Origin of the sequence: Dankookia sp. GCM10030260 (assembly GCF_042666655.1) — a bacterium.
Lineage (GTDB): Bacteria > Pseudomonadota > Alphaproteobacteria > Acetobacterales > Acetobacteraceae > Paracraurococcus.
In genome coordinates this window covers 207,207-226,646 of the sequence record NZ_JBHTDE010000007.1, presented here as the reverse complement: position 1 = coordinate 226,646, position 19,440 = coordinate 207,207, and the positions used below count along the sequence as shown (strand labels likewise).

The following is a 19,440-nucleotide window of genomic DNA, read 5'->3' as shown; positions in this document are numbered from 1 at the left end:
CTGCCCTCCCTGCACCCACCCGCCAAAGGCCGAAAGGCCTCTGGACACCTCGAGTCCGCCGCATGACCGGCGGGTATGCCGAGCTGGCGGCGTTGTCGAATTTCAGCTTTCTCGACGGCGCCTCGCATCCGCACGAACTCGTCGCGGAAGCGAAGGCGCTGGGGCATGCGGCCATCGGCATCGCCGACCACAGCAGTTTCGCGGGTCTGGTGCGCGGCACGGTGGCGGCGGAGCAGGCGGGAATCCAGTTCGTCCCGGGGGCACGCCTGACGCTGACGGATGGGCAGGCCTATCTCGCCTGGCCGGGCGACCGCGCCGCCTATGGCCGCCTCTCGCACCTGCTCTCGACCGGCCGGATGGCGGCGCCGAAGGGCGAATGCCACATCCCGCGCGACGCGCTGCTCGCCGCGGCCGAGGGCATGGTCCTCGCCCTGGTCCCGCCCGACGCACCGGATGACGGCTTCGCCCGGCGCCTGCAGCGCGACGCCGCCGCGCTGCGCCACAGCCTCGCCTTGCCGCTGTTCTGCGCCGCGCGGCACCGCTACCGCGGCGACGACCGCAAGCGGCTGGACCTGCTCGCCGCCATGGCGGGTGCCGCCGGCGCGTCGTTGCTCGCCGCCGGCGCCGCCCGCTACCACCAGGCCGGGCGCCGCCGCCTGGCCGACGTGCTCAGCGCCATCCGGCTCGGCACCACCATCGATGCGCTGGGCTATGCGGCGGAGCGCAATGCCGAGGCGCATCTGAAGCCCGCCGCCGAGATGCGCCGGCTGTTCGCCGGGCACGCGGATGCGGTGGACGCCACGCTGCGCGTCGCCGCCGCCTGCCGCTTCTCGCTCCGCGAACTGGCCTATGAATACCCCGACGAGATCCTCGACCCCGGCCTGACGCCGCAGCAGACCCTGGCCAGGCGCGTGGCGGAGGCCGCCGCGGCGAAATGGCCGGACGGCCCGCCGGGCAAGGTCGCGGCGCAACTGGGCTACGAACTCAATCTGATCGCGCGCATGGGCTACGCGCCCTATTTCCTGACGGTGCACGAGATCGTCCGCTTCGCGGTCGATGCCGGCATCCTCTGCCAGGGCCGCGGCTCGGCGGCGAATTCCGCGGTCTGCTACGTGCTCGGCATCACCTCGGTCGATCCAGCCAAGCACACGCTGCTGTTCGAGCGCTTCATCAGCGAATCGCGCAACGAGCCGCCCGACATCGACGTGGATTTCGAGCATGAGCGGCGCGAGGAGGTGATCCAGCATATCTACCGGCGCTACGGCCGCGACCGCGCCGCCATCGCCGCCACCCTGATCCGCTACCGCGACCGCAGCGCCATCCGCGAGGTCGGCAAGGCCATGGGATTGTCGGAGGACGTGACGGGACGGCTGGCGAAGTCCGTCTGGGGTGCCGGCGCCGCCTCCATCGCCGAGATCGCCGCCGACCAGGGGCTGAAGCCGGAGGAAGACCCGCGGCTGCGCCTGGCCTGCGAGCTGACCGAGGAATTGCTGGATTTTCCGCGGCATCTCGCCACGCATGTCGGCGGCTTCGTCATCACCCGCGGCCGGTTGACCGAGCTCGCCATCGTCACCAGGGCGGCGATGGCCGGCCGCCACACCATCGAATGGGACAAGGACGACATCGAGGCGCTGAAGATCCTCAAGGTCGATGTGCTCGGCCTCGGCATGCTGTCCTGCATCCGCCGCGCCTTCGACCTGGTCGCGCTGCATGGCGGTACGCCGCTGACCCTGCAATCCGTGCCGCAGGACGACCCCGAGACCTATGCCATGCTGCGCCGCGCCGACTCCCTGGGCGTCTTCCAGGTCGAGAGCCGGGCACAGATGAACATGCTGCCGCGCCTGCGGCCCCGGGAGTTCTACGACCTGGTCATCCAGGTGGCGATCGTCCGCCCCGGCCCGATCCAGGGCGACATGGTGCATCCCTACCTGCGGCGGCGAAGCGGCGAGGAAGAACCGCAGTACCCCTCGGAAAAGCTCAGGCCGGTGCTGGAGAAGACCCTCGGCGTGCCGCTGTTCCAGGAGCAGGCGATGCAGATCGCCATCGTCGGCGCCGGCTTCACCCCGGCCCGCGCCGACGAGCTGCGCCGGGCCATGGCGACCTTCCGCCATGTCGGCACCATCTGGCAGTTCCGCCAGGACTTCGTCGCCGGCATGGCGGCGAACGGCATCGCCGAGGATTTCGCCGACCGCTGCTTCCGCCAGATCGAGGGCTTCGGCACCTACGGCTTCCCGGAGTCCCACGCTGCCGCCTTCGCCCAGCTGGTCTATGTCTCCGCCTGGCTGAAGCGCTGGCACCCGGCGGCCTTCGCCTGCGCCCTGCTGAACAGCCAGCCGATGGGCTTCTACGCCCCGGCGCAGATCGTCCGCGACGCACGGGAGCACGGCGTGCGCATCCTGGCCGCCGATGCCCTGGCCAGCGACTGGGACGGCTCGCTGGAACCCGCCCCGGGCAGCACCGGCGGCCTCGCGCTGCGGCTCGGCCTGCGCCAGGTGCAGGGCTTCCCCGAAGCCGCCGCCAAGCGCATCGCCGCCGCCCGGCCGGCACGCTCGCTGGCCGACCTCATCCGCCGCGCTGCCCTCGACCGCGGCGCGGTGGAGCGGCTGGCGGAGGCGGATGCCTTCCGCTCCTTCGGCCTCGACCGCCGCGCCGCACTGTGGGAGGCCGCGGCGGTGGAAGCCCCCGCCCCCCTGCAGGGCGAGCTGTTCGAGCCCGCCGCCAGCCTGCCCGCCGCCACGGCCGGGGAGGAGACGGTGCTGGACTACACCGCCACCGGCCTCACGCTGCGCCACCACCCGCTGGCCCTGCTGCGGCCGGTGCTGGACGCCGAAGCCCTGGCCGATACCCGCGTGCTGAACGCGGCCCGGCGCGGCACCTGGATCCGCCTGCCCGGCCTGGTGCTGGTGCGGCAGCGCCCGGGCAGCGCCAAGGGCGTGGTCTTCTTCACGGTGGAGGACGAATGGGGCGTCGCCAACCTGGTCGTCTACCCCGACCTCGCCCGCGAATTCCGCGCCGCCGTGGTCGCCGCCCGGCTGGTCGTGGCGGAAGGCCGGGTCGAGCGGCTGGATGCCGCGGTGCCGGTCATCCACCTGATCGTACGGCGGCTGCTCGACCGGTCGGAGTTGCTGGCCGGCCTGGCGGCGCTGGACGATCCCAGCACCGGGCCCTGGCGCCGCGCCCTGGCCCGTGCCGACGAGGTGGCGAAGCCCGACCTGCGCGACAACCCGCGGATGAAGCTGCCGCCCAGCCGGGACTTCCACTGAGCGGCAGCGGCTGGCTACCCTGCCGATCGAACCAGGAGACGATCCCGATGGGCTTCCAGCAGGCGATCGCCGTTTGCTTCTCGAAATACGCGGTCTTCGAGGGCCGCGCCCGCCGGTCCGAATACTGGTGGTTCTTCCTCTTCAACATCCTGATGCACGGCGCGACCGGGCTGCTGGACGTCGCCATCTTCGGCGGCGGCAGCGGCGGGTTGCTGAACGGCCTCTACAGCCTGGCGGTCCTGCTGCCGGGCATCGGCGTCGGCGTGCGGCGGCTGCACGACACCGACCACAGCGGCTGGTGGCTGCTGATCTCGCTGGTGCCGCTGGTCGGCTTCATCCTGCTGATCATCTGGCTGGCCCGTCCGGGCGATGCCGGGCCGAACCGCTTCGGGCCGGCCCCCACCGCCACCGGAGCGTGACCCGGACTCGGACGGCAGCATTTGCGAGTAAGTCGCATTTGCGATAAGCATGTCGCCAGGAGGATCCCCGATGGCGACTCATGGACTTCCCACCTGGCCCTGGGCCAATGCCCTGGCCGAAGCCCTGCCGCCGCCCGAGCGCCTGCTGCTGGACGGCATCCGGCTCTGGGCCGCGGCGGCGCGCCGGGGCGAACCGCCGCGGCCCGCGCCCCGCCTGCCCTTCATCACCGAAGGGGCGGAGGCGGCGCTGATCCCGCTGGATGCGCTGATGCGCGCCGCCGGCGACGCGCTGACCGCCGCCTGCCCGCTCTGCCCGCGCGTCGCGCCGGCCGAGGCCAGGCTGCTGCTCGGCTGCGCCCTGACCCAGCGCGGCGCGCGGCGGGAAGCCTTCGCCCTGCTGCTGCAGCACCTGCCGCCCGTGGCGGCGCAGGAGGCTTTGGCCGCCGCCATCCCGCTCGGCATCGCCCTCGCCCGGGCCGGGCTGCTGCTGCGCAACCCGCTGCGCTGAGTTCCAGGCCGGCCGGATTCGTTGCAGACTGCCGCCATGCCCGCCCGGACCTGGCCCTTGCTCGGCCTGCTGCTCATCCTCGCCGCCGCCGCCATCGAGCTCGCCATGGGGCGGGAGCCCTGGTGCCGCTGCGGCACCATCCGGCTCTGGGCCAATGCGGTGAACAGCGCGGAGAATTCGCAGCAGGTCGCCGATTGGTACACGCCCTCCCACGTCGTCCATGGCCTGCTGTTCTACGCGCTGCTGGCACTGGCCCTGCCGCGGGTGCCGCGGGGCCTGCGCGCGCTGATCGCCCTGGCCATCGAAGCGGCCTGGGAGGTCGCCGAGAACAGCAGCTGGGTCATCGAGCGCTACCGCGCCGCGACCATCGCGCTCGACTATTACGGCGACAGCGTCCTCAACTCGGTCAGCGACATGCTGGCGATGCTGCTGGGCTTCTGGCTGGCCTCCCGCCTGCCGGTCTGGCTCTCGGTGCTGCTGGCCCTGGGGCTTGAACTGCTGGCGCTGGCGGTGATCCGGGACAACCTGACGCTCAACGTGCTGATGCTGCTGCATCCGGTGCCGGCGATCCGCGACTGGCAGGCCGGCGGCTGAACCCTATCGCCCCCGCACGCGGCCACCGCACCGCCGCCATGCCGGCCGGCAGATGAGGCCGCAGCACCGCGATCCGTGGCGAAAGCCTGTCGAGCCAGGGTGGCGGCTCAGTCCGGCGCCACCAGGGTGACGATCTCGGTCCCCTCCTCCACGCTGTCGCCGGCGGCGCAGCCGATATGGGCGACCACGCCATCGGCCGGGGCGGTGATGCGCAGCTCGGTCTTCATCGCCTCCAGCACCGCCAGGACCTGGCCGCGCGAGACGCTCTCGCCCTCCTTCACCAGCACCTGCACGACGCGGCCGGGGATGGGCGCGGCAAGCCGCCCCTGGCCGACGGCCTCGCCCTCGGCCGGGACATAGGCGTCGCGCAGGCGGAGGGTCCAGGCACCCTCGGGCAGCACGACCTGGACGGCGTCGCCGTCGCGCAGCATGGGGATGCGGTGGATGGCGCCGTCGAGCGTGACCTGCAGCGCGCCGTCGAGGCGGCGGCCGGCGAGCACCGCGTCGCCGCCGTCCAGCGCGACGCGCCAGCCGGCACCGGCATGGACGAGGCGCAGGCGGTGCAGCGCCTCGCCATCCGCCAGCAGCACGAGCTGCGAGCCGCCGCCCTGCAGCCGCCAGCCGTCATGGCGTTCCCAGGGGTCGGCCGGCATGCCCGCCGCGGGCAGCAGGGCTTCCAGCGCCGCGGCGGCCAGCGCCAGGGCGGGCGCGGGACGGGCCGGCGGTTGCAGGTCGGCGGCGAAGCGGCCGGCGAAGCCGGTGTCCAACTCCGCCGCCCGCATCGCCGGATGCGCCACCAGCCGCTGCAGGAAGCCGAGGTTGCTGGTGATGCCGGCGATCCGGCAAGCGTCGAGCGCCGTGCCGAGCCGCGCCAGCGCCGCGCCGCGGTCGGGCCCCCAGGCGACCAGCTTGGCGATCATCGGGTCGTAGAAGGGCGTGATCGCATCGCCCTCCACCACGCCGCTTTCGATCCGCAGGTCGGGGGCCGGATCCGGCAGGGTGAAGCGGCGCAGCGGGCCGGTGGAGGGGCGGAAATCCTGCGCCGGGTCCTCGGCATAGAGCCGGACCTCGACGCTGTGGCCCTGCGGCGCCGGGGCCTCGCGCAGCGGCAGCGGCTCGCCGGCGGCGATGCGGAGCTGCCATTCCACCAGGTCGAGGCCGGTGATCATTTCCGTCACCGGGTGCTCGACCTGCAGGCGGGTGTTCATCTCCATGAAGAAGGCGTCGTCGCCCTCGACGATGAATTCCACCGTGCCGGCCGAGACATAGCCGACGGCGCGCGCCGCGGCGACGGCGGCGTCATGCAGGCGGGCGCGGAGGGCGGGCGGCAGGTCGGGGGCCGGGGCTTCCTCCAGCACCTTCTGGTGGCGGCGCTGCACGGAACAGTCGCGGGTATGCAGGTGCAGCGTGCTGCCTTGCATGTCGGCGAAGACCTGCACCTCGACATGGCGCGGCTTCTGCAGGTAGCGCTCGAGCAGCACGCGGTCGTCGCCGAAGGCGGCCTTGGCCTCGCGCCGGGCGCCGGCAAGCTGGGCGGCGAAATCCTCGGCGCGCAGCACCGGCCGCATGCCCTTGCCGCCGCCGCCGGCGCTGGCCTTGATGAGGATGGGAAAGCCGATGCGGGCGGCCTGGTCGGCAAGCTGCGCCTCGTCCTGGTTCTCCCCATGGTAGCCGGGGACGATGGGGACGCCGGCCTCCTCCATCAGGCGCTTCGATTCCGCCTTGCTGCCCATGGCGCGGATCGCGGCGGGCGGCGGGCCGATGAAGGCGATGCCGGCCGCGGCGCAGGCTTCGGCGAAGCCGGCATTCTCCGACAGGAAGCCGTAGCCGGGATGGATCGCCTCGGCGCCGCTGGCGCGGGCGGCCTCCAGGATACGGTCGATGCGGAGGTAGCTGTCGGCGGCGCGGGCCGGGCCGATCGGGTATGCCGCATCGGCCAGTGCCACGTGCTGCGCCCTGGCATCGGCCTCGGAGAAGACGGCGACGCTGCGGATGCCCATCCGCCGCGCGGTGCGGATGATGCGGCAGGCGATCTCGCCGCGATTGGCGATGAGGATGGTGCGGAACATGGCCATCACATCCGGAAGACGCCGAAGCGCGTCGGCGCGATCGGCGCATTGGCCGCGGCGGCAAGGCCGAGGCCCAGCACGTCCCGCGTCAGCGCGGGGTCGATGATGCCGTCGTCCCAGAGCCGGGCGGTGGCATAGTAGGGGTCGCCCTGCACCTCGTACTGCGCGCGGATCGGCGCCTTGAAGGCTTCCTCCTCCTCGGCCGGCCAGGTCTTGCCGGCGGCTTCCAGGTTGTCGCGCCGGACGGTGGCCAGCACGCTGGCGGCCTGCTCGCCACCCATGACGGAGATGCGGCTGTTCGGCCAGGTGAAGAGCAGCCGCGGCGAATAGGCGCGGCCGCACATGCCGTAATTGCCCGCCCCGAAGCTGCCACCGATGATGACGGTGAACTTCGGCACGCTGGTGGTGGCGACCGCCGTCACCAGCTTGGCGCCGTCCTTGGCGATGCCGCCGGTCTCGTATTTCCGCCCGACCATGAAGCCGGAAATGTTCTGCAGGAAGACCAGCGGGATGTTGCGCTGGCTGCAGAGCTCGACGAAATGCGCGCCCTTCTGGGCGGATTCGCTGAACAGGATGCCGTTGTTGGCGAGGATGCCGACCGGCCGGCCCCAGATGCGGGCGAAGCCGCAGACCAGGGTCGCGCCGTAACGCGCCTTGAACTCGTCGAGCTCCGAGCCATCGACGATGCGGGCGATCACCTCCCGCACGTCGTAGGGCTGGCGGACATCCTGCGGGACGATGCCGTGCAGCTCGGCCGGGTCGTAGCGCGGCGGCACCGGCACCGTCAGGTCGCTGCCCGGCGGCCGGGTCGGTGCCAGATGACCGACGATGCGGCGCGCCAGGCTCAACGCATGCATGTCGTCCGCGGCGAAATGGTCGGCGACGCCGGACAGCCGAGTGTGCACGTCGGCGCCGCCGAGATCCTCGGCGCTGACGATCTCCCCCGTCGCCGCCTTCACCAGCGGCGGGCCGGCGAGGAAGATGGTGCCCTGGTTGCGGACGATGATCGCCTCGTCGCACATCGCCGGCACATAGGCGCCGCCGGCGGTGCAACTGCCCATGACCACCGCGACCTGCGGGATGCCGAGCGAGGACATGGTCGCCTGGTTGAAGAATATCCGGCCGAAATGGTCGCGGTCCGGGAAGAGCTCATCCTGGTTCGGCAGGTTGGCGCCGCCGCTATCGACCAGATAGAGGCAGGGCAGCCGGTTCTGCTGCGCGACCTCCTGCGCCCGCAGGTGCTTCTTGACGGTGATCGGGTAGTAGGTGCCGCCCTTCACCGTGGCGTCGTTGGCGACGATGACGCATTCGCGGCCGGCGACCCGGCCGATGCCGGTGATCATGCCGCCCGCCGGCACTTCCCCGCCATGCATCCCATGCGCCGCCAGCGGCGAGAGCTCGAGGAAGGGCGTGCCGGGATCGAGCAGCCGCTCCACCCGCTCCCGCGGCAGCAGCTTGCCCCGCGAGAGGTGCCGGGCACGCGAGGCTTCGGACCCACCCAGCGCGGCGGCCGCGGTGCGTTCGGCGAGCTGCGCCAACAGGCCACGCATATGCGCCGCATTGGCGCGGAATTCGGCGCCGCGGGTGTCGAGGGCGGAGGTGAGCGCGCTCATGCGGTTTCCCGGAACAGTTCGCGGCCGATCAGCATGCGGCGGATCTCGCTGGTGCCGGCGCCGATCTCGTACAGCTTGGCGTCGCGCAGCAGGCGGCCGGTCGGGCTGTCGTTGATGTAGCCCATGCCGCCGAGGATCTGGATGGCATCGAGCGCGATCTTCGTCGCCGCCTCGGCCGCGTAGAGGATGGCGCCGGCGGCATCCTTCCGCGTCGTCTGGCCACGGTCGCAGGACCGCGCGACGGCATAGACATAGGCGCGGCAGGCGTTCAGCGCCGTGTACATGTCGGCGACCTTGCCCTGGATGAGCTGGAACTCGCCGATCGCCTGGCCGAACTGGCGGCGTTCGTGGATGTAGGGCACCACCACGTCGAGCGCCGCCTGCATGATGCCGAGCGGCCCGGCCGCGAGCACCGCGCGTTCGTAGTCGAGCCCCGACATCAGCACGCGCACGCCGTCATTGACCTTGCCGAGGACATTCTCCGCCGGCACCTCGCAATCCTCGAAGACCAGCTCCGAGGTCGGGCTGCCGCGCATGCCGAGCTTGTCCAGCTTCTGCGCCGGACGGAAGCCCTTGAAATCCTTCTCGATCAGGAAGGCGGTGATGCCGCGCGGCCCGGCCTCCGGGTCGGTCTTCGCGTAGACCACCAGCGTCTCGGCGTAATGCGCGTTGGTGATCCAGAGCTTGGTGCCGTTCAGCACGTAGCGGTCGCCGCGCCTCTCCGCCCGCAGCTTCATCGAGACGACGTCTGACCCCGCCCCCGGCTCGCTCATCGCCAGGGCGCCGAGATGCTCGCCGGTGATCAGCTTCGGCAGGTAGCGGCGCTTCTGCTCCTCGGTGCCGTTGCGGCTGATCTGGTTGACGCAGAGATTGGAATGCGCACCGTAGGACAGACCGACCGAGGCCGATGCGCGGCTGACCTCCTCCATCGCCACGCAATGCGCGAGATAGCCCATGCTGGCGCCGCCCCATTCCTCGGCGACGGTGATGCCGTGCAGGCCGAGCGCGCCCATCTCCGGCCAAAGGTAGCGGGGGAATTCATCGGTGCGGTCGATCTCGGCGGCGATCGGCGCGACCCGGGCGTCGGCGAAGCCGCGCACGCTGTCGCGCAGCATATCGATCTCCTCGCCGAGGCCGAAATCGAGGCCGGGGATGGTGACGTTGCCGGGCATCAGTCGGTTTCCTGCGTCATGCGCCTGCGGAGTTCGCCCCGCATCACCTTGCCGGTGGCGGTCAGCGGCAGCGCGTCCTGGAAGATGACCTGCCGCGGATAGCTATGCGCGGCGAGGCGGGTTTTCACATGCGCCTGCAATTCGGCGGCCAGCGCAGCGTCGGCGACGACGCCCGGGGCGGCCACGACGATGGCGGTCACCGCTTCGGTCCGCAGCGCATCGGGCAGACCGATGACCGCGGCCATGGCGACGGCCGGGTGGCGCAGCAGGCAATCCTCGATCTCGCCGGGGCCGATGCGGTAGCCGGCTGAGGTGATGACATCGTCGTCACGGCCGACGAAGCGGAACCAGCCGGTCTCGTCCTGGATGCCCTGGTCGCCGGTCAGCATCCAGTCGCCGACGAATTTGGCGGCCGTAGCCTCCGGGCTATTCCAATAGCCGAGGAACATCACCGGATCGGGCCGGCGCACCGCGATGGTGCCGATGGCGCCGGGCGGCAGCGGAATGCCGGCGGCATCCACCACCGCGACGTCATGCCCCGGCACCGCGCGCCCCATCCAGCCGGGCCGCGCCGGCATGATCGTGCCGCAGGAGGAGACGACCAGGTTGCATTCGGTCTGGCCGTAGAATTCATTGATCGTCACGCCGAAGGTGGCGCGGCCCCAGTCCAGCAATTCAGCCCCCAGCGTCTCCCCGCCGCTGCCGATGCTGCGCGGGCGGGCGCCGAGCCCCGCGGCACCCGGCACCGCACGCATCATCTTCAGCGCGGTCGGCGGCAGGAAGGCGTTGCGCACGTCGTGCTTCGCCATCAGGCGCAGGGCGAATTCCGGATCGAATTTCGCCATGCGATGGGCAAGGACGGGCACGCCGTGGTGCAGGCTCGGCAGCAACACATCGAACAGCCCGCCGACCCAGGCCCAGTCCGCCGGCGTCCAGAACAGATCGCCCGGCTGCGGGAACAGGTCCTGCGGCATCTCCACGCCCGGCAGATGGCCAAGCAGCACGCGATGCGCATGCAAGGCGCCCTTCGGCGCACCAGTGGTGCCGGAGGTATAGATGATGATCGCCGGATCATCCGCGGCGGTATCCACCGGCGCGAAGGCGTCGGCAGCCCGCGCCATCTCGTGCCGCAGATCGAGCGCCGCGTCACCGGCACCATCCGTATCCAGCACCAGCCGCAGCGCGGGCAGTGCCGCACGGATGCCGTCGAGCTTCGCCAGCCCGACCGTGTCCGTCACCAGGGCCGCGGCACCGCTGTCCCGCAGCCGGAATTCCAGCGCCTGTTCCTGGAACAGCTGGAACAGCGGCACGGCAATGGCGCCGAGCTTGTAGATGGCGAGATGCGCGATCGCGGCTTCCGGCACCTGTGGCAGCAGCACGCCGACGCGGTCGCCCCGGGCGATGCCATGCGCCCGCAGCACATTCGCCAGCCGGTTGCTTTCCGCCTTCAACGCATCGAAGCTGATCCGGTCCAGCCGTCCGTCGGCATGCAGGTGCAGCAGCGCCGGGCGGCCACTGCCATCCGCCCAGCGGTCGCAGCAATCGACGCCCATGTTGTAGCGGTCCGGGATACGCCACCGGAAGGCGTCGCGGATCGCCTCGTAGCTTGTGCCGCGCGGCAGCATCAGGCCGGCGCCGGGCGGGTGTCGTCGATGATCTTGCCGTCGTTCGGCAGGGTGCCGGGCGGCACCAACTCCACCAGGCCGCGCAGCTTGGTCGCCGATTGCAGCGCGACGCCAAGCTGCGCCAAGAGCGCCTCATCCGCGGTCGCGGCTTCGGCGCGCAGCAGCATGACGTCGCGATCGCCATCGAGCGAGACGACCAGCCGCGCCTTCGCCACCGCCGTCACAGCGCGCAGCACTTCCGCCACCTGTTCCGGCCGGACGAACATGCCGCGCACCTTGGCCGCCTGGTCGGCGCGGCCCATCCAGCCCCTGATGCGGCGATTGGTCCGGCCGCAGGGCGACGGGCCCGGCATGATCGCCGAAAGGTCGCCGGTGGCGAAGCGGATCAGCGGATGGTGCGGGTTCAGCGTGGTGACGACCACCTCCCCCACCTCGCCATCTGGCAGCGGGTCGCCGGTGCCGGGGCGGACGATCTCGAGGATGACGCCCTCGTCGAGGATCATGCCCTCCCGCGCCTCGCTTTCATAGGCGACGAGGCCGAGATCGGCGGTGCCGTAGCTCTGCAGCACGGTCAGGCCGCGATCGGCATACCAGCCACGCAGCGATGGCAGGTAGGCACCACCCGTGACATGTCCGAGCCGCAATGACGAAAGATTCAGGCCGAGTTCGTCGGCCTTCTCCAGGATCGTCTTCAGGAAGTCCGGCGTACCGCTATAGCAGCGTGGGCGAAGCTGCGCCGCGGCGCGGACCTGCATCTCGGTATTGCCGATACCCGCCGGGAAAACTGGGCAGCCGAGGGCGCGGGCACCGCCTTCCAGCATGCTGCCGGCCGGGGTGAAGTGGTAGGAGAAGCAGTTGTGCAGCAACGCGCCGGCGCGCAGCCCGGTCGCGTGCAGGGCGCGGCCATAGCGCCAGTAATCGGCGGTCGCCGCCTCCGGCTCCGCGAGCGGACCGGGGGAGACGAAGACGCGGGCGAGCGCAGCGAAGGGCGTGGCGACCACGCCGCCGAAGGGCGGGTCTTCCGCCTGCTGCGCGATCAGCGCCGACTTGCGGGTGACGGGCAGCGCCGCGAGCGGGACGGCGGCGGGATCGACATCCGCCAGCAGCCGCGCATAGTGCGGCGCCTGCGCCTTGGCATGGGCGATCTGCCGCGGCAGCGCCCGCGCAAGCGCGGCTTCGCGCGCGTCGGCGCTGCGCGTCTCGAGATCGTCGTAATGGGTCAGAGCCACCGCTTCCTCCGCTTGTAGCTCTTCAGGTTGCGGAAGCTCTTCCGCTCGGCACCATGGCCACCGAGGTAGAACTCCTTGACGTCCTCGTTGTTTGCCAGCGCCTCGGCGGTGCCGTCCAGCACCACCTTGCCCTGTTCCATGACATAGCCGTAGGAGGCGACGGAGAGCGCCATGCGGGCATTCTGCTCCACCAGAAGAATGGTGATGCCCAGATCCTCGTTCAGCTTCTTGATGATGCCGAAGACCTCCTTCACCAGCAGCGGGCTGAGGCCCATGGACGGTTCGTCCATCAGGATCAGCTTCGGCCGCGCCATCAAGGCGCGGCCGATCGCCAGCATCTGCTGCTCCCCGCCCGAGAGATAGCCGGCCAGGCCGGTACGCTCCTTCAACCGCGGGAAGTAGTCGTAGACCATCTCGATGTCGCGCTTCACCTCGTTGTCCGAGCGGATGAAGGCGCCGAGGCGGAGATTCTCGAGGCAGGTCATGTCGGAGATGATCCGCCGCCCCTCCATCACCTGGAAGATGCCCCGCCGGACGATCATGTGCGGATCGATGCCGTCGATGCGGTCGCCGCCGAAACGGATCTCGCCGCGGGTGACCTCGCCCTCCTCGGTCTTGAGCAGGCCCGAGATCGCCTTCAGCGTCGTCGACTTGCCGGCCCCGTTGGCGCCGAGCAGGGCAACGATCTGGCCCTGCGGCACCGCAAGCGACAGGCCGCGCAGCACCAGGATGACGTCGTTGTAGACGACCTCGATGTTGTTCACCTCGAGGAGTGGCGCGGTCGCCGTCACCTGCAGTGCTGCGCTCATCGGCCTACCAGCCCAGCCATTCTGCCTTGCGGGGCAGCGTCACCGTCGTCACCGGCTCCAGCTTGATCGTACCGGCGGCGACAAGGTCCTGCACGCCGCCCTGGCTGGTGTCGCCGCTGACGCGCGAGCGGTAGAGCGCAACGCCGAGTTGCCCGCGATGGTCCTCAGCGGTGAAGGTCGAGGGCGAGCAGACACCCTCGAAGCCCTTCGGCACCCAGTCCTTGCGGGCATAGAAGCCCTCGCGGATTCGCTCGCCGGTGACCTGGCCGCCCTTCGCCGCGGCGGACTCCATGGCCTCGACCATCAACATCGCACTGCAGACCCCGGCGACGTAGTGCACCGGGCGATAGGCCGTGCCGGCGGCATCCGACATCCGGCTGATCGCCTGGACATTTGCCATGCCCGGCGCCTGGGCGCCCCAGACGGCCGCGGTGCGCACCGGGAAGACCACGCCGTTCGCCGCGGCGCCGGCCGCCTTCATCGCATTCTCGTCCATCCCCCAGACATTGCCGAGGAACTGCACGTCGACGCCCGCCGTCTGGCAGGCGCGCAGCACCGAGATGTTCGACCCCGCGGTGTTGCCGAGATAGGCGTAATTGGCGCCCTGGTTCTTCAGGGTCAGGCATTGCGCGGTATAGTCGCCCGGCGTCAGCGCGAAGGTGACCGCAGGCAATACCTCAAAGCCCAGTTCCTGCGCCAGCGCCTCACCCGCTGCCTTGGGCGAATTCGGGTAGGGGTGGTTGGCACCCATATGGACGTATTTCGGCTTGCCCGGCTTGCCCTTCGCCTTCCAGTCGTCGGCCGACCATTGCAGCATGGCGCGCAGCGCATCCGAATAGGACGGGCCGTAGAAGAAATTGTACGGCGTCGCCTCCACGCCCTGGCGGCCCGACTTGCCGCCGGCATCGGTCAGCGCGGCGGAGTAGGAGCCGGAGACATAGGGAATCTTGTCGCGGGTGACGAAGCGCACCAGCGCCTCGGTATCCGCGGTGCCCCAGCCCATGACGCCGACGACGCGATCGCGGCTCCAGGACTGGTACTGGCTTACGGCGCGGGGAGCCTGGTAGCCGTAGTCGTTGGCGAGGACGTTCACCGGGCGGCCGGCGACGCCGTTGCGGGTCTTGTTGACCCAGGCGAAGGTGTCGTTGACGCCTTGGGAGAAAGGCGTGCCGACATCGCTGGTGCCACCGGACAGGTCCATCAGGTGACCGAGCGGGATCGGCTGCGCGCCGGCCGCGATCGGCAGCGTGACCGTGGCGGCTGCCGCCCATCCCAGCATGTGCTTGCGCATCGTCATGTCTTGTTTCCTCCCGTGTAGGTCAGTGCGAATAGGGATAGAGCTTCCAGTACGCCTTGATCATCCGCCAGCGGTGGGCGATGCCGTTCGGCTCGAAGATCAGGAACAGGATGATGGCGGCGCCCACGGCCATCTCCCGCAGGAAGGAGATGGAACTGCCGATCCTGAGCGCGCGGTCGATCGCGCCGCCCGCCAGCGCGTCGGCGCCGGACTGCACGACCTCCGGCAGCAGCACCATGAAGGCCGCGCCCATCAGGCTGCCCATGATGGAGCCCAGCCCACCGATGATGACCATCCCGAGGAACTGGATGGAGAAGAGGATATTGAAGGCCTCGACGCTGACGAAGAGCAGGTAGTGGGCATAGAGCGCGCCGGCGACGCCGGCGTAGAAGGACGCGATGCCGAAGGAGAGCGTGCGGTAATAGGCCAGGTTGATGCCCATGACCTCGGCCGAGAGATAGTGGTCGCGTACCGCGACCAGCGCGCGGCCGTCGCGGGTCCGCATCAGGTTGGCGGCGAAGACATACATGATGATGACGGCGGCGAGGACGACGTAGAGGTAGCTCTCCTCCCGGTCGGCCCGCCAGCCGAACAGCTCGAAGGGCTCGGTGATGCGGCCGGCGACGCCGCCGGTGAACCACTGGGCGCGAGCGAAGAAGTCCTCCAGGATGAACTGCGCCGCGAGCGTGGCGATCGCCAGGTACAGCCCCTTCAATCGTGCCGCCGGGGCGCCGAAGACCAGGCCGACCAGTGCCGTCGCCACGCCGGCCAGCGGGATGCAGAGCACCACGGGGATATGCCAGCGCTCGTGCAGCCAGGCGCTCATGAAGGCGCCGAAGCCGAAGAAGGCGGCGTGGCCGATGCTGATCTGCCCGGTGAAGCCGACCAGGATGTTCAGCCCGAGCGCGGCGATGCCGAGGAAGCCGATGTTGATCAGCAGGCCGAGCTCGTAGCGGCCGAAGACCAGCGGCGCGCAGGCGACCAGGACGATGCCGACCCACAGCGCGATGCGGCTGTTGCGGGTCGGGAAGATGGTGGTGTCTTCCTGGTAGCTGCTGCGATAGTCGCCCGCCGGCGCCAGACCCGACATCAAACGCGCTCGATATTCTTGGTGCCGAACAGGCCGTAGGGCTTGATCAGCAGGATGAGGATGAGGGCGTAGAAGGGCGCGATGCTGTACATGTTGCCCCAGTTGAGCCAACCGGCATCGATGTACTGCGCCCAATTCTCCAGCACGCCGACGATCAGCCCGCCGAGCACCGCGCCGACGACGCTGTCGAGCCCGCCGAGGATCACCGCCGGGAAGACCTTGATGCCGTAGAAGGACAGCGAGGAGGAGACGCCGTTCACCACGCCGACGACGACGCCGGCGACCGCCGAGACCACCGCCGAGATCGCCCAGGACATGGCGAAGACCTTGGGGACGGAGACGCCGAGCGATTGCGCCACCTGCTGGTCGAAGGCCGTCGCCCGCATCGCCAGCCCGTGCTTGCTGGCGGTGAAGAACCAGGCGAAGCCGACCATGATGAGCACGGAGATGCCGAGGCTGAGCAGGTAGACCGTCTGCACCTCCAGCCCCAGCAGATTCACCCGTTCCGTCGTGAAGATCGGCGGGAAAGGCTTGGCGAAGACGCCGAAGATCCACTTCATCAGCGCCTGGAAGAAGATGCCGAGGCCGATCGTCGCCATGATGACGCTGATCACCGGCTCCCCGATCAGCGGCCGCAGCACCACCACCTGCAGGATGATGCCGAACAGCGTCATGAAGGCCAGGGTGAACAGGAAGCCGGCCCAGAAGGGCAGCTGCCATTCCGTCAGCATCCACCAGCAGACCCAGGCGCCGACCAGCAGGAACTCCCCTTGGGCGAAATTCACCACCTGGGAGGCCTTGTAGATCAGCACGAAGCTCATCGCCACGACACCGTACAAGGCGCCGACGATCAGGCCGTTCAGGGTAAGCTGCAGCAGCAGCGACCAGTCCATCCGTCCTACTCCGCTGCCATGGCGAGCTTCGGCCGCATCGAGATCACCGTGAGGGTGGTGCGGATGCGCTGCTTGGTGCCGTCCTGGAAGGCGATGGTGGTATCCACCGGAATCGCCGCGTCGCCGCGGTACATCGCCTCGATGATCGTGCCGTATTTCTCGTTGATCACGCCGCGGCGGACCTTGCGGGTGCGGGTCAGCTCGTCGTCGTCTGCGTCCAGTTCCTTGTACAGCAGCAGGAAATCCTGGATGCGCTGCGGCTCAGGCAAGGTGGCGTTGACCTTGGCCACCTCGGCCTGCAGCAGCGCCGTCACCTCCGGCCGCGACGACAGGTCGGTATAGGTGGTGAAGGCGATCCGGCTGCGCTCCGCCCATTTGGAGACGATGGGGAAGCGGATGCAGATCATCGCCGCCAGATGCGGCTTGCCGTCGCCCAGCACCACGGCCTCGGCCACGTAGGGGCTGAATTTCAGCTTGTTCTCGATATACTGGGGCGAGAAGCGGTCGCCGCGGCTGGTGGTAGCGATGTCCTTGATGCGGTCGATCACCACCAGGTGGCCGGCCTTGTCGAAATAGCCGGCATCGCCGGTATGCAGCCAGCCGTCGCGCAGGTCCGGATTCTCCGCCATGCCGAAATAGCCGGAGAACATATTGGGGTGGCGGGTCACGATCTCGCCGAGCCCGTTGTGGTCGGGATTGTCGATGCGGGTCTCGATGTCTCTGGTGAAGGCAACGCCGACGGTGTCCTGATTCACCTCGCCTGGGCGATGCACGGTATAGGCGCCCAGCGTCTCGGTCTGGCCGTAGATCTGCCGCAGCGGCACGCCCATGGCCTGGAAGAAGCGGAAGGTGTCGGGGCCGAGCGCGGCGCCGCCGGTCGCGGCCGAGGTCAGCCTGGTGAAGCCCAGCCGGTCGCGCAGCGCGCGGAACAGCAATTGGTCGGCGGCGAAGGAACGCGTCCCCTTGTCCAGCGCCTGCAGACCCAGCTTCGCGCCCATCTCATACATCCGGCGCTTGAAGGGCGAGGCGTCCATCACCTTGGCCCGCACCTCGGCGGCGATCGATTCCCAGACGCGGGGTGCGAAGAGCACGAAGGTCGGCCCGATCTCGCGGAAATCGGCCATCATGGTTTCCGGCTCCTCGACAAAGTTGACCTTCATCCGGGCCAGCAGGCCCCAGCCGACGCAATAGATCTGCTCCATGATCCAGGGCAGCGGCAGGACGGAGACATATTCGTCCTGCGGTCCCTTGGGGTCGGCCTGCAGATAGGCCGCGCAATGCCGCACCATCGCGCCGCTGGTCAGCATCGCCAGCTTCGGCCGCGCCGTGGTGCCCGAAGTGGTGCAGAGGATGGCGATGTCGTCGGCGCGGGTGCCGGCGACCATCGCCGTCCAGGCATCGGGCCGGTCCTGGTGCACCGCCTCGCCCGACGCGACCAAATCCGCCACCGGCAGCAGGCGCGGATCCGCGTGCTTCCGCATGCCGCGCGGGTCGCAATAGATGATGTGCCGCAGGCTCGGCACGCGGTCGCTGATGCCAAGCAGCTTGTCGACCTGCTCCTCGTCCTCGGCGATCACCGCCTTGGCACCGGCGAAGGCCAGCAGGTAGGCGACCTCGTCCTCCAGCGCATCGCGGTAGACGCCGAGCGATTGCGCCCCGATCGCATGCGCGGCGATCTCGCCCATGATCCAGTCGGGGCGGTTGTCGCCGATCAGCCCGATGACGTCACCGGCACCGAGCCCCAGCTTGCGCAGCCCGAGCGCGATGGCGCGGGTGCGCGACTCGTACTCCGCCCAGGTGATGCTGCGCCAGATGCCGAATTCCTTCTCGCGCAACGCCGTGTCGCGCGGGAAGCCGCGCGCATTCCGCAGCAGCAGCTTGGGCAGGGTATCCGCGTCGCTCATGCCGTCACCGGCTCGTCGATGTCGCGCACCACCTCGTCGGCCTCGCCCAGATAGGCGCGCCGCACATGCGGGTCGGCCAGCACGGCCTCGGGCGTGCCCTCGGCGATCTTGCGGCCGAAGTCGAGCACCATGACCCGGTGGGAGATATCCATCACCACGCCCATGTCGTGCTCGATCATCAGCACGGTCATGCCCCATTCCTCGTTGAGGTCGAGGATGAAGCGAGCCATGTCCTCCTTCTCCTCGAGGTTCATGCCCGCCATGGGTTCGTCCAGCAGGATCAGCTTCGGCTTGAGCGCCACCGCGCGGGCCAGTTCCACCCGCTTGCGCAGGCCGTAGGACAGCGTCCCCGCGGTCGCCTTCCGCACATGCTGGATCTCAAGGAAGTCGATGATCTCCTCGACCTCCCGCCGGTGGCGGATCTCCTCCTGCTGCGCGCCGCCGAGCCAGTAGGGCATGCCGGTCCAGAAGCCGTGCCTCAGCAGATGGTGGCGGCCGACCATGATGTTGTCGAGCACGGTCATGTGGCCGAACAGCGCGAGGTTCTGGAAGGTGCGGCCGATTCCCACCGCGGCGCGCTTCCGCGTCGGCACGCGGGTGATGTCGGCGCCGTCGAAGTGGATCCTCCCCTCGGTCGGGCGGTAGCGGCCGGAGATGCAATTCACCATCGAGGTCTTGCCGGCACCGTTCGGGCCGATGATGGAGAAAACCTCGCCGCGGCGCACCCCGAAGGAGACGTCGGTCAGCGCCCGCACGCCGCCGAAACGCAGCGAGACATGCTCGGCGGCGAGGATCGGCGGTTCGGTCGGGGTGGGGTCAGCCGCCATGCGCGGCACTCCGGATGGGCAGCCGGCGGTGCTGCGATGCAGCGCCGAAGCGGCGGACATGGCTGTCCTGCTGTCGCATCCTCCGTAACCTCCCGCCAGGGACTTGGCCGCCCCGCTGGAAACGAAGG

15 protein-coding genes are annotated in these 19,440 nt (G+C 69.9%); 4 read left to right on the top strand and 11 right to left on the bottom strand.

Annotation, left to right across the window (positions count from 1 at the left end; genetic code table 11):
• Positions 1–62: 62 nt before the first annotated feature.
• The 4 genes from ACFQS7_RS21440 (at position 63) to ACFQS7_RS21425 (ending at position 4,784) form a co-directional block, all read left to right on the top strand.
• The gene (locus ACFQS7_RS21440; protein WP_380069175.1) at positions 63–3,263 is read left to right on the top strand and encodes an error-prone DNA polymerase; all 3,201 of its coding nucleotides are present in this window, start codon (positions 63–65) and stop codon (positions 3,261–3,263) included.
• 47 nt (positions 3,264–3,310) lie between these two features.
• On the top strand, positions 3,311–3,682 hold the full coding sequence (locus tag ACFQS7_RS21435; RefSeq protein ID WP_380069174.1) for a DUF805 domain-containing protein: 372 nt from the start codon (positions 3,311–3,313) through the stop codon (positions 3,680–3,682).
• Positions 3,683–3,752: 70 nt separating this feature from the next.
• Complete coding sequence (locus ACFQS7_RS21430; protein ID WP_380069173.1) at positions 3,753–4,190, top strand: hypothetical protein; 438 nt, start codon at positions 3,753–3,755, stop codon at positions 4,188–4,190.
• Between the two features lie 36 nt (positions 4,191–4,226).
• The gene (locus tag ACFQS7_RS21425) at positions 4,227–4,784 is read left to right on the top strand and encodes a DUF2585 family protein (RefSeq protein ID WP_380069172.1); all 558 of its coding nucleotides are present in this window, start codon (positions 4,227–4,229) and stop codon (positions 4,782–4,784) included.
• Between the two features lie 107 nt (positions 4,785–4,891).
• On the opposite strand, the gene ACFQS7_RS21420 is transcribed toward ACFQS7_RS21425, so the two are convergent.
• From ACFQS7_RS21420 to ACFQS7_RS21370, 11 genes are read right to left on the bottom strand one after another with little or no spacing between them, the layout of a single operon-like run.
• Positions 4,892–6,853 (bottom strand): acetyl/propionyl/methylcrotonyl-CoA carboxylase subunit alpha, encoded by a 1,962-nt coding sequence (locus ACFQS7_RS21420; protein WP_380069171.1) that lies wholly within the window; start codon positions 6,851–6,853, stop codon positions 4,892–4,894.
• A gap of 5 nt (positions 6,854–6,858) precedes the next feature.
• Positions 6,859–8,466 (bottom strand): carboxyl transferase domain-containing protein, encoded by a 1,608-nt coding sequence (locus ACFQS7_RS21415; protein WP_380069170.1) that lies wholly within the window; start codon positions 8,464–8,466, stop codon positions 6,859–6,861.
• On the bottom strand, positions 8,463–9,638 hold the full coding sequence (locus ACFQS7_RS21410; protein ID WP_380069169.1) for an isovaleryl-CoA dehydrogenase: 1,176 nt from the start codon (positions 9,636–9,638) through the stop codon (positions 8,463–8,465). The genes ACFQS7_RS21415 and ACFQS7_RS21410 overlap by 4 nt, the downstream gene beginning before the upstream one ends.
• Positions 9,638–11,263 (bottom strand): acyl-CoA synthetase, encoded by a 1,626-nt coding sequence (locus ACFQS7_RS21405; RefSeq protein ID WP_380069168.1) that lies wholly within the window; start codon positions 11,261–11,263, stop codon positions 9,638–9,640. The genes ACFQS7_RS21410 and ACFQS7_RS21405 overlap by 1 nt, the downstream gene beginning before the upstream one ends.
• The gene (locus ACFQS7_RS21400) at positions 11,263–12,486 is read right to left on the bottom strand and encodes a phenylacetate--CoA ligase family protein (protein ID WP_380069186.1); all 1,224 of its coding nucleotides are present in this window, start codon (positions 12,484–12,486) and stop codon (positions 11,263–11,265) included. The genes ACFQS7_RS21405 and ACFQS7_RS21400 overlap by 1 nt, the downstream gene beginning before the upstream one ends.
• Positions 12,483–13,301, bottom strand: coding sequence for an ABC transporter ATP-binding protein (locus ACFQS7_RS21395; protein ID WP_380069167.1), 819 nt, complete (start codon positions 13,299–13,301; stop codon positions 12,483–12,485). The genes ACFQS7_RS21400 and ACFQS7_RS21395 overlap by 4 nt, the downstream gene beginning before the upstream one ends.
• A gap of 4 nt (positions 13,302–13,305) precedes the next feature.
• Positions 13,306–14,598 carry an ABC transporter substrate-binding protein gene (locus ACFQS7_RS21390; protein ID WP_380069166.1) on the bottom strand — a complete coding sequence of 431 codons (1,293 nt, stop codon included), beginning with the start codon at positions 14,596–14,598 and terminating at the stop codon, positions 13,306–13,308.
• A gap of 22 nt (positions 14,599–14,620) precedes the next feature.
• Entirely contained in the window at positions 14,621–15,688 is a 1,068-nt protein-coding gene (locus ACFQS7_RS21385) for a branched-chain amino acid ABC transporter permease (RefSeq protein WP_380069165.1), read from the bottom strand.
• Positions 15,688–16,581: a branched-chain amino acid ABC transporter permease gene (locus ACFQS7_RS21380; RefSeq protein WP_380069164.1), complete on the bottom strand. Its 894-nt coding sequence runs from the start codon at positions 16,579–16,581 to the stop codon at positions 15,688–15,690. The genes ACFQS7_RS21385 and ACFQS7_RS21380 overlap by 1 nt, the downstream gene beginning before the upstream one ends.
• A 5-nt stretch (positions 16,582–16,586) precedes the next feature.
• Complete coding sequence (locus tag ACFQS7_RS21375) at positions 16,587–18,485, bottom strand: long-chain fatty acid--CoA ligase (protein ID WP_380069163.1); 1,899 nt, start codon at positions 18,483–18,485, stop codon at positions 16,587–16,589.
• A complete protein-coding gene (locus tag ACFQS7_RS21370; RefSeq protein ID WP_380069162.1) occupies positions 18,482–19,312 on the bottom strand; it encodes an ABC transporter ATP-binding protein in 831 nt (276 codons plus the stop codon). Before ACFQS7_RS21370 ends, ACFQS7_RS21375 begins: the two co-directional genes overlap by 4 nt.
• Positions 19,313–19,440: the final 128 nt, after the last annotated feature.

Coding starts and splice junctions, on each gene's coding strand:
- ACFQS7_RS21440 (WP_380069175.1), top strand. CDS start 63: ATGACCGGCGGGTATGCCGAGCTGGCGGCGTTGTCGAATTTCAGCTTT.
- ACFQS7_RS21435 (WP_380069174.1), top strand. CDS start 3,311: ATGGGCTTCCAGCAGGCGATCGCCGTTTGCTTCTCGAAATACGCGGTC.
- ACFQS7_RS21430 (WP_380069173.1), top strand. CDS start 3,753: ATGGCGACTCATGGACTTCCCACCTGGCCCTGGGCCAATGCCCTGGCC.
- ACFQS7_RS21425 (WP_380069172.1), top strand. CDS start 4,227: ATGCCCGCCCGGACCTGGCCCTTGCTCGGCCTGCTGCTCATCCTCGCC.
- ACFQS7_RS21420 (WP_380069171.1), bottom strand. CDS start 6,853: ATGTTCCGCACCATCCTCATCGCCAATCGCGGCGAGATCGCCTGCCGC.
- ACFQS7_RS21415 (WP_380069170.1), bottom strand. CDS start 8,466: ATGAGCGCGCTCACCTCCGCCCTCGACACCCGCGGCGCCGAATTCCGC.
- ACFQS7_RS21410 (WP_380069169.1), bottom strand. CDS start 9,638: ATGCCCGGCAACGTCACCATCCCCGGCCTCGATTTCGGCCTCGGCGAG.
- ACFQS7_RS21405 (WP_380069168.1), bottom strand. CDS start 11,263: ATGCTGCCGCGCGGCACAAGCTACGAGGCGATCCGCGACGCCTTCCGG.
- ACFQS7_RS21395 (WP_380069167.1), bottom strand. CDS start 13,301: ATGAGCGCAGCACTGCAGGTGACGGCGACCGCGCCACTCCTCGAGGTG.
- ACFQS7_RS21390 (WP_380069166.1), bottom strand. CDS start 14,598: ATGACGATGCGCAAGCACATGCTGGGATGGGCGGCAGCCGCCACGGTC.
- ACFQS7_RS21385 (WP_380069165.1), bottom strand. CDS start 15,688: ATGTCGGGTCTGGCGCCGGCGGGCGACTATCGCAGCAGCTACCAGGAA.
- ACFQS7_RS21380 (WP_380069164.1), bottom strand. CDS start 16,581: ATGGACTGGTCGCTGCTGCTGCAGCTTACCCTGAACGGCCTGATCGTC.
- ACFQS7_RS21375 (WP_380069163.1), bottom strand. CDS start 18,485: ATGAGCGACGCGGATACCCTGCCCAAGCTGCTGCTGCGGAATGCGCGC.
- ACFQS7_RS21370 (WP_380069162.1), bottom strand. CDS start 19,312: ATGGCGGCTGACCCCACCCCGACCGAACCGCCGATCCTCGCCGCCGAG.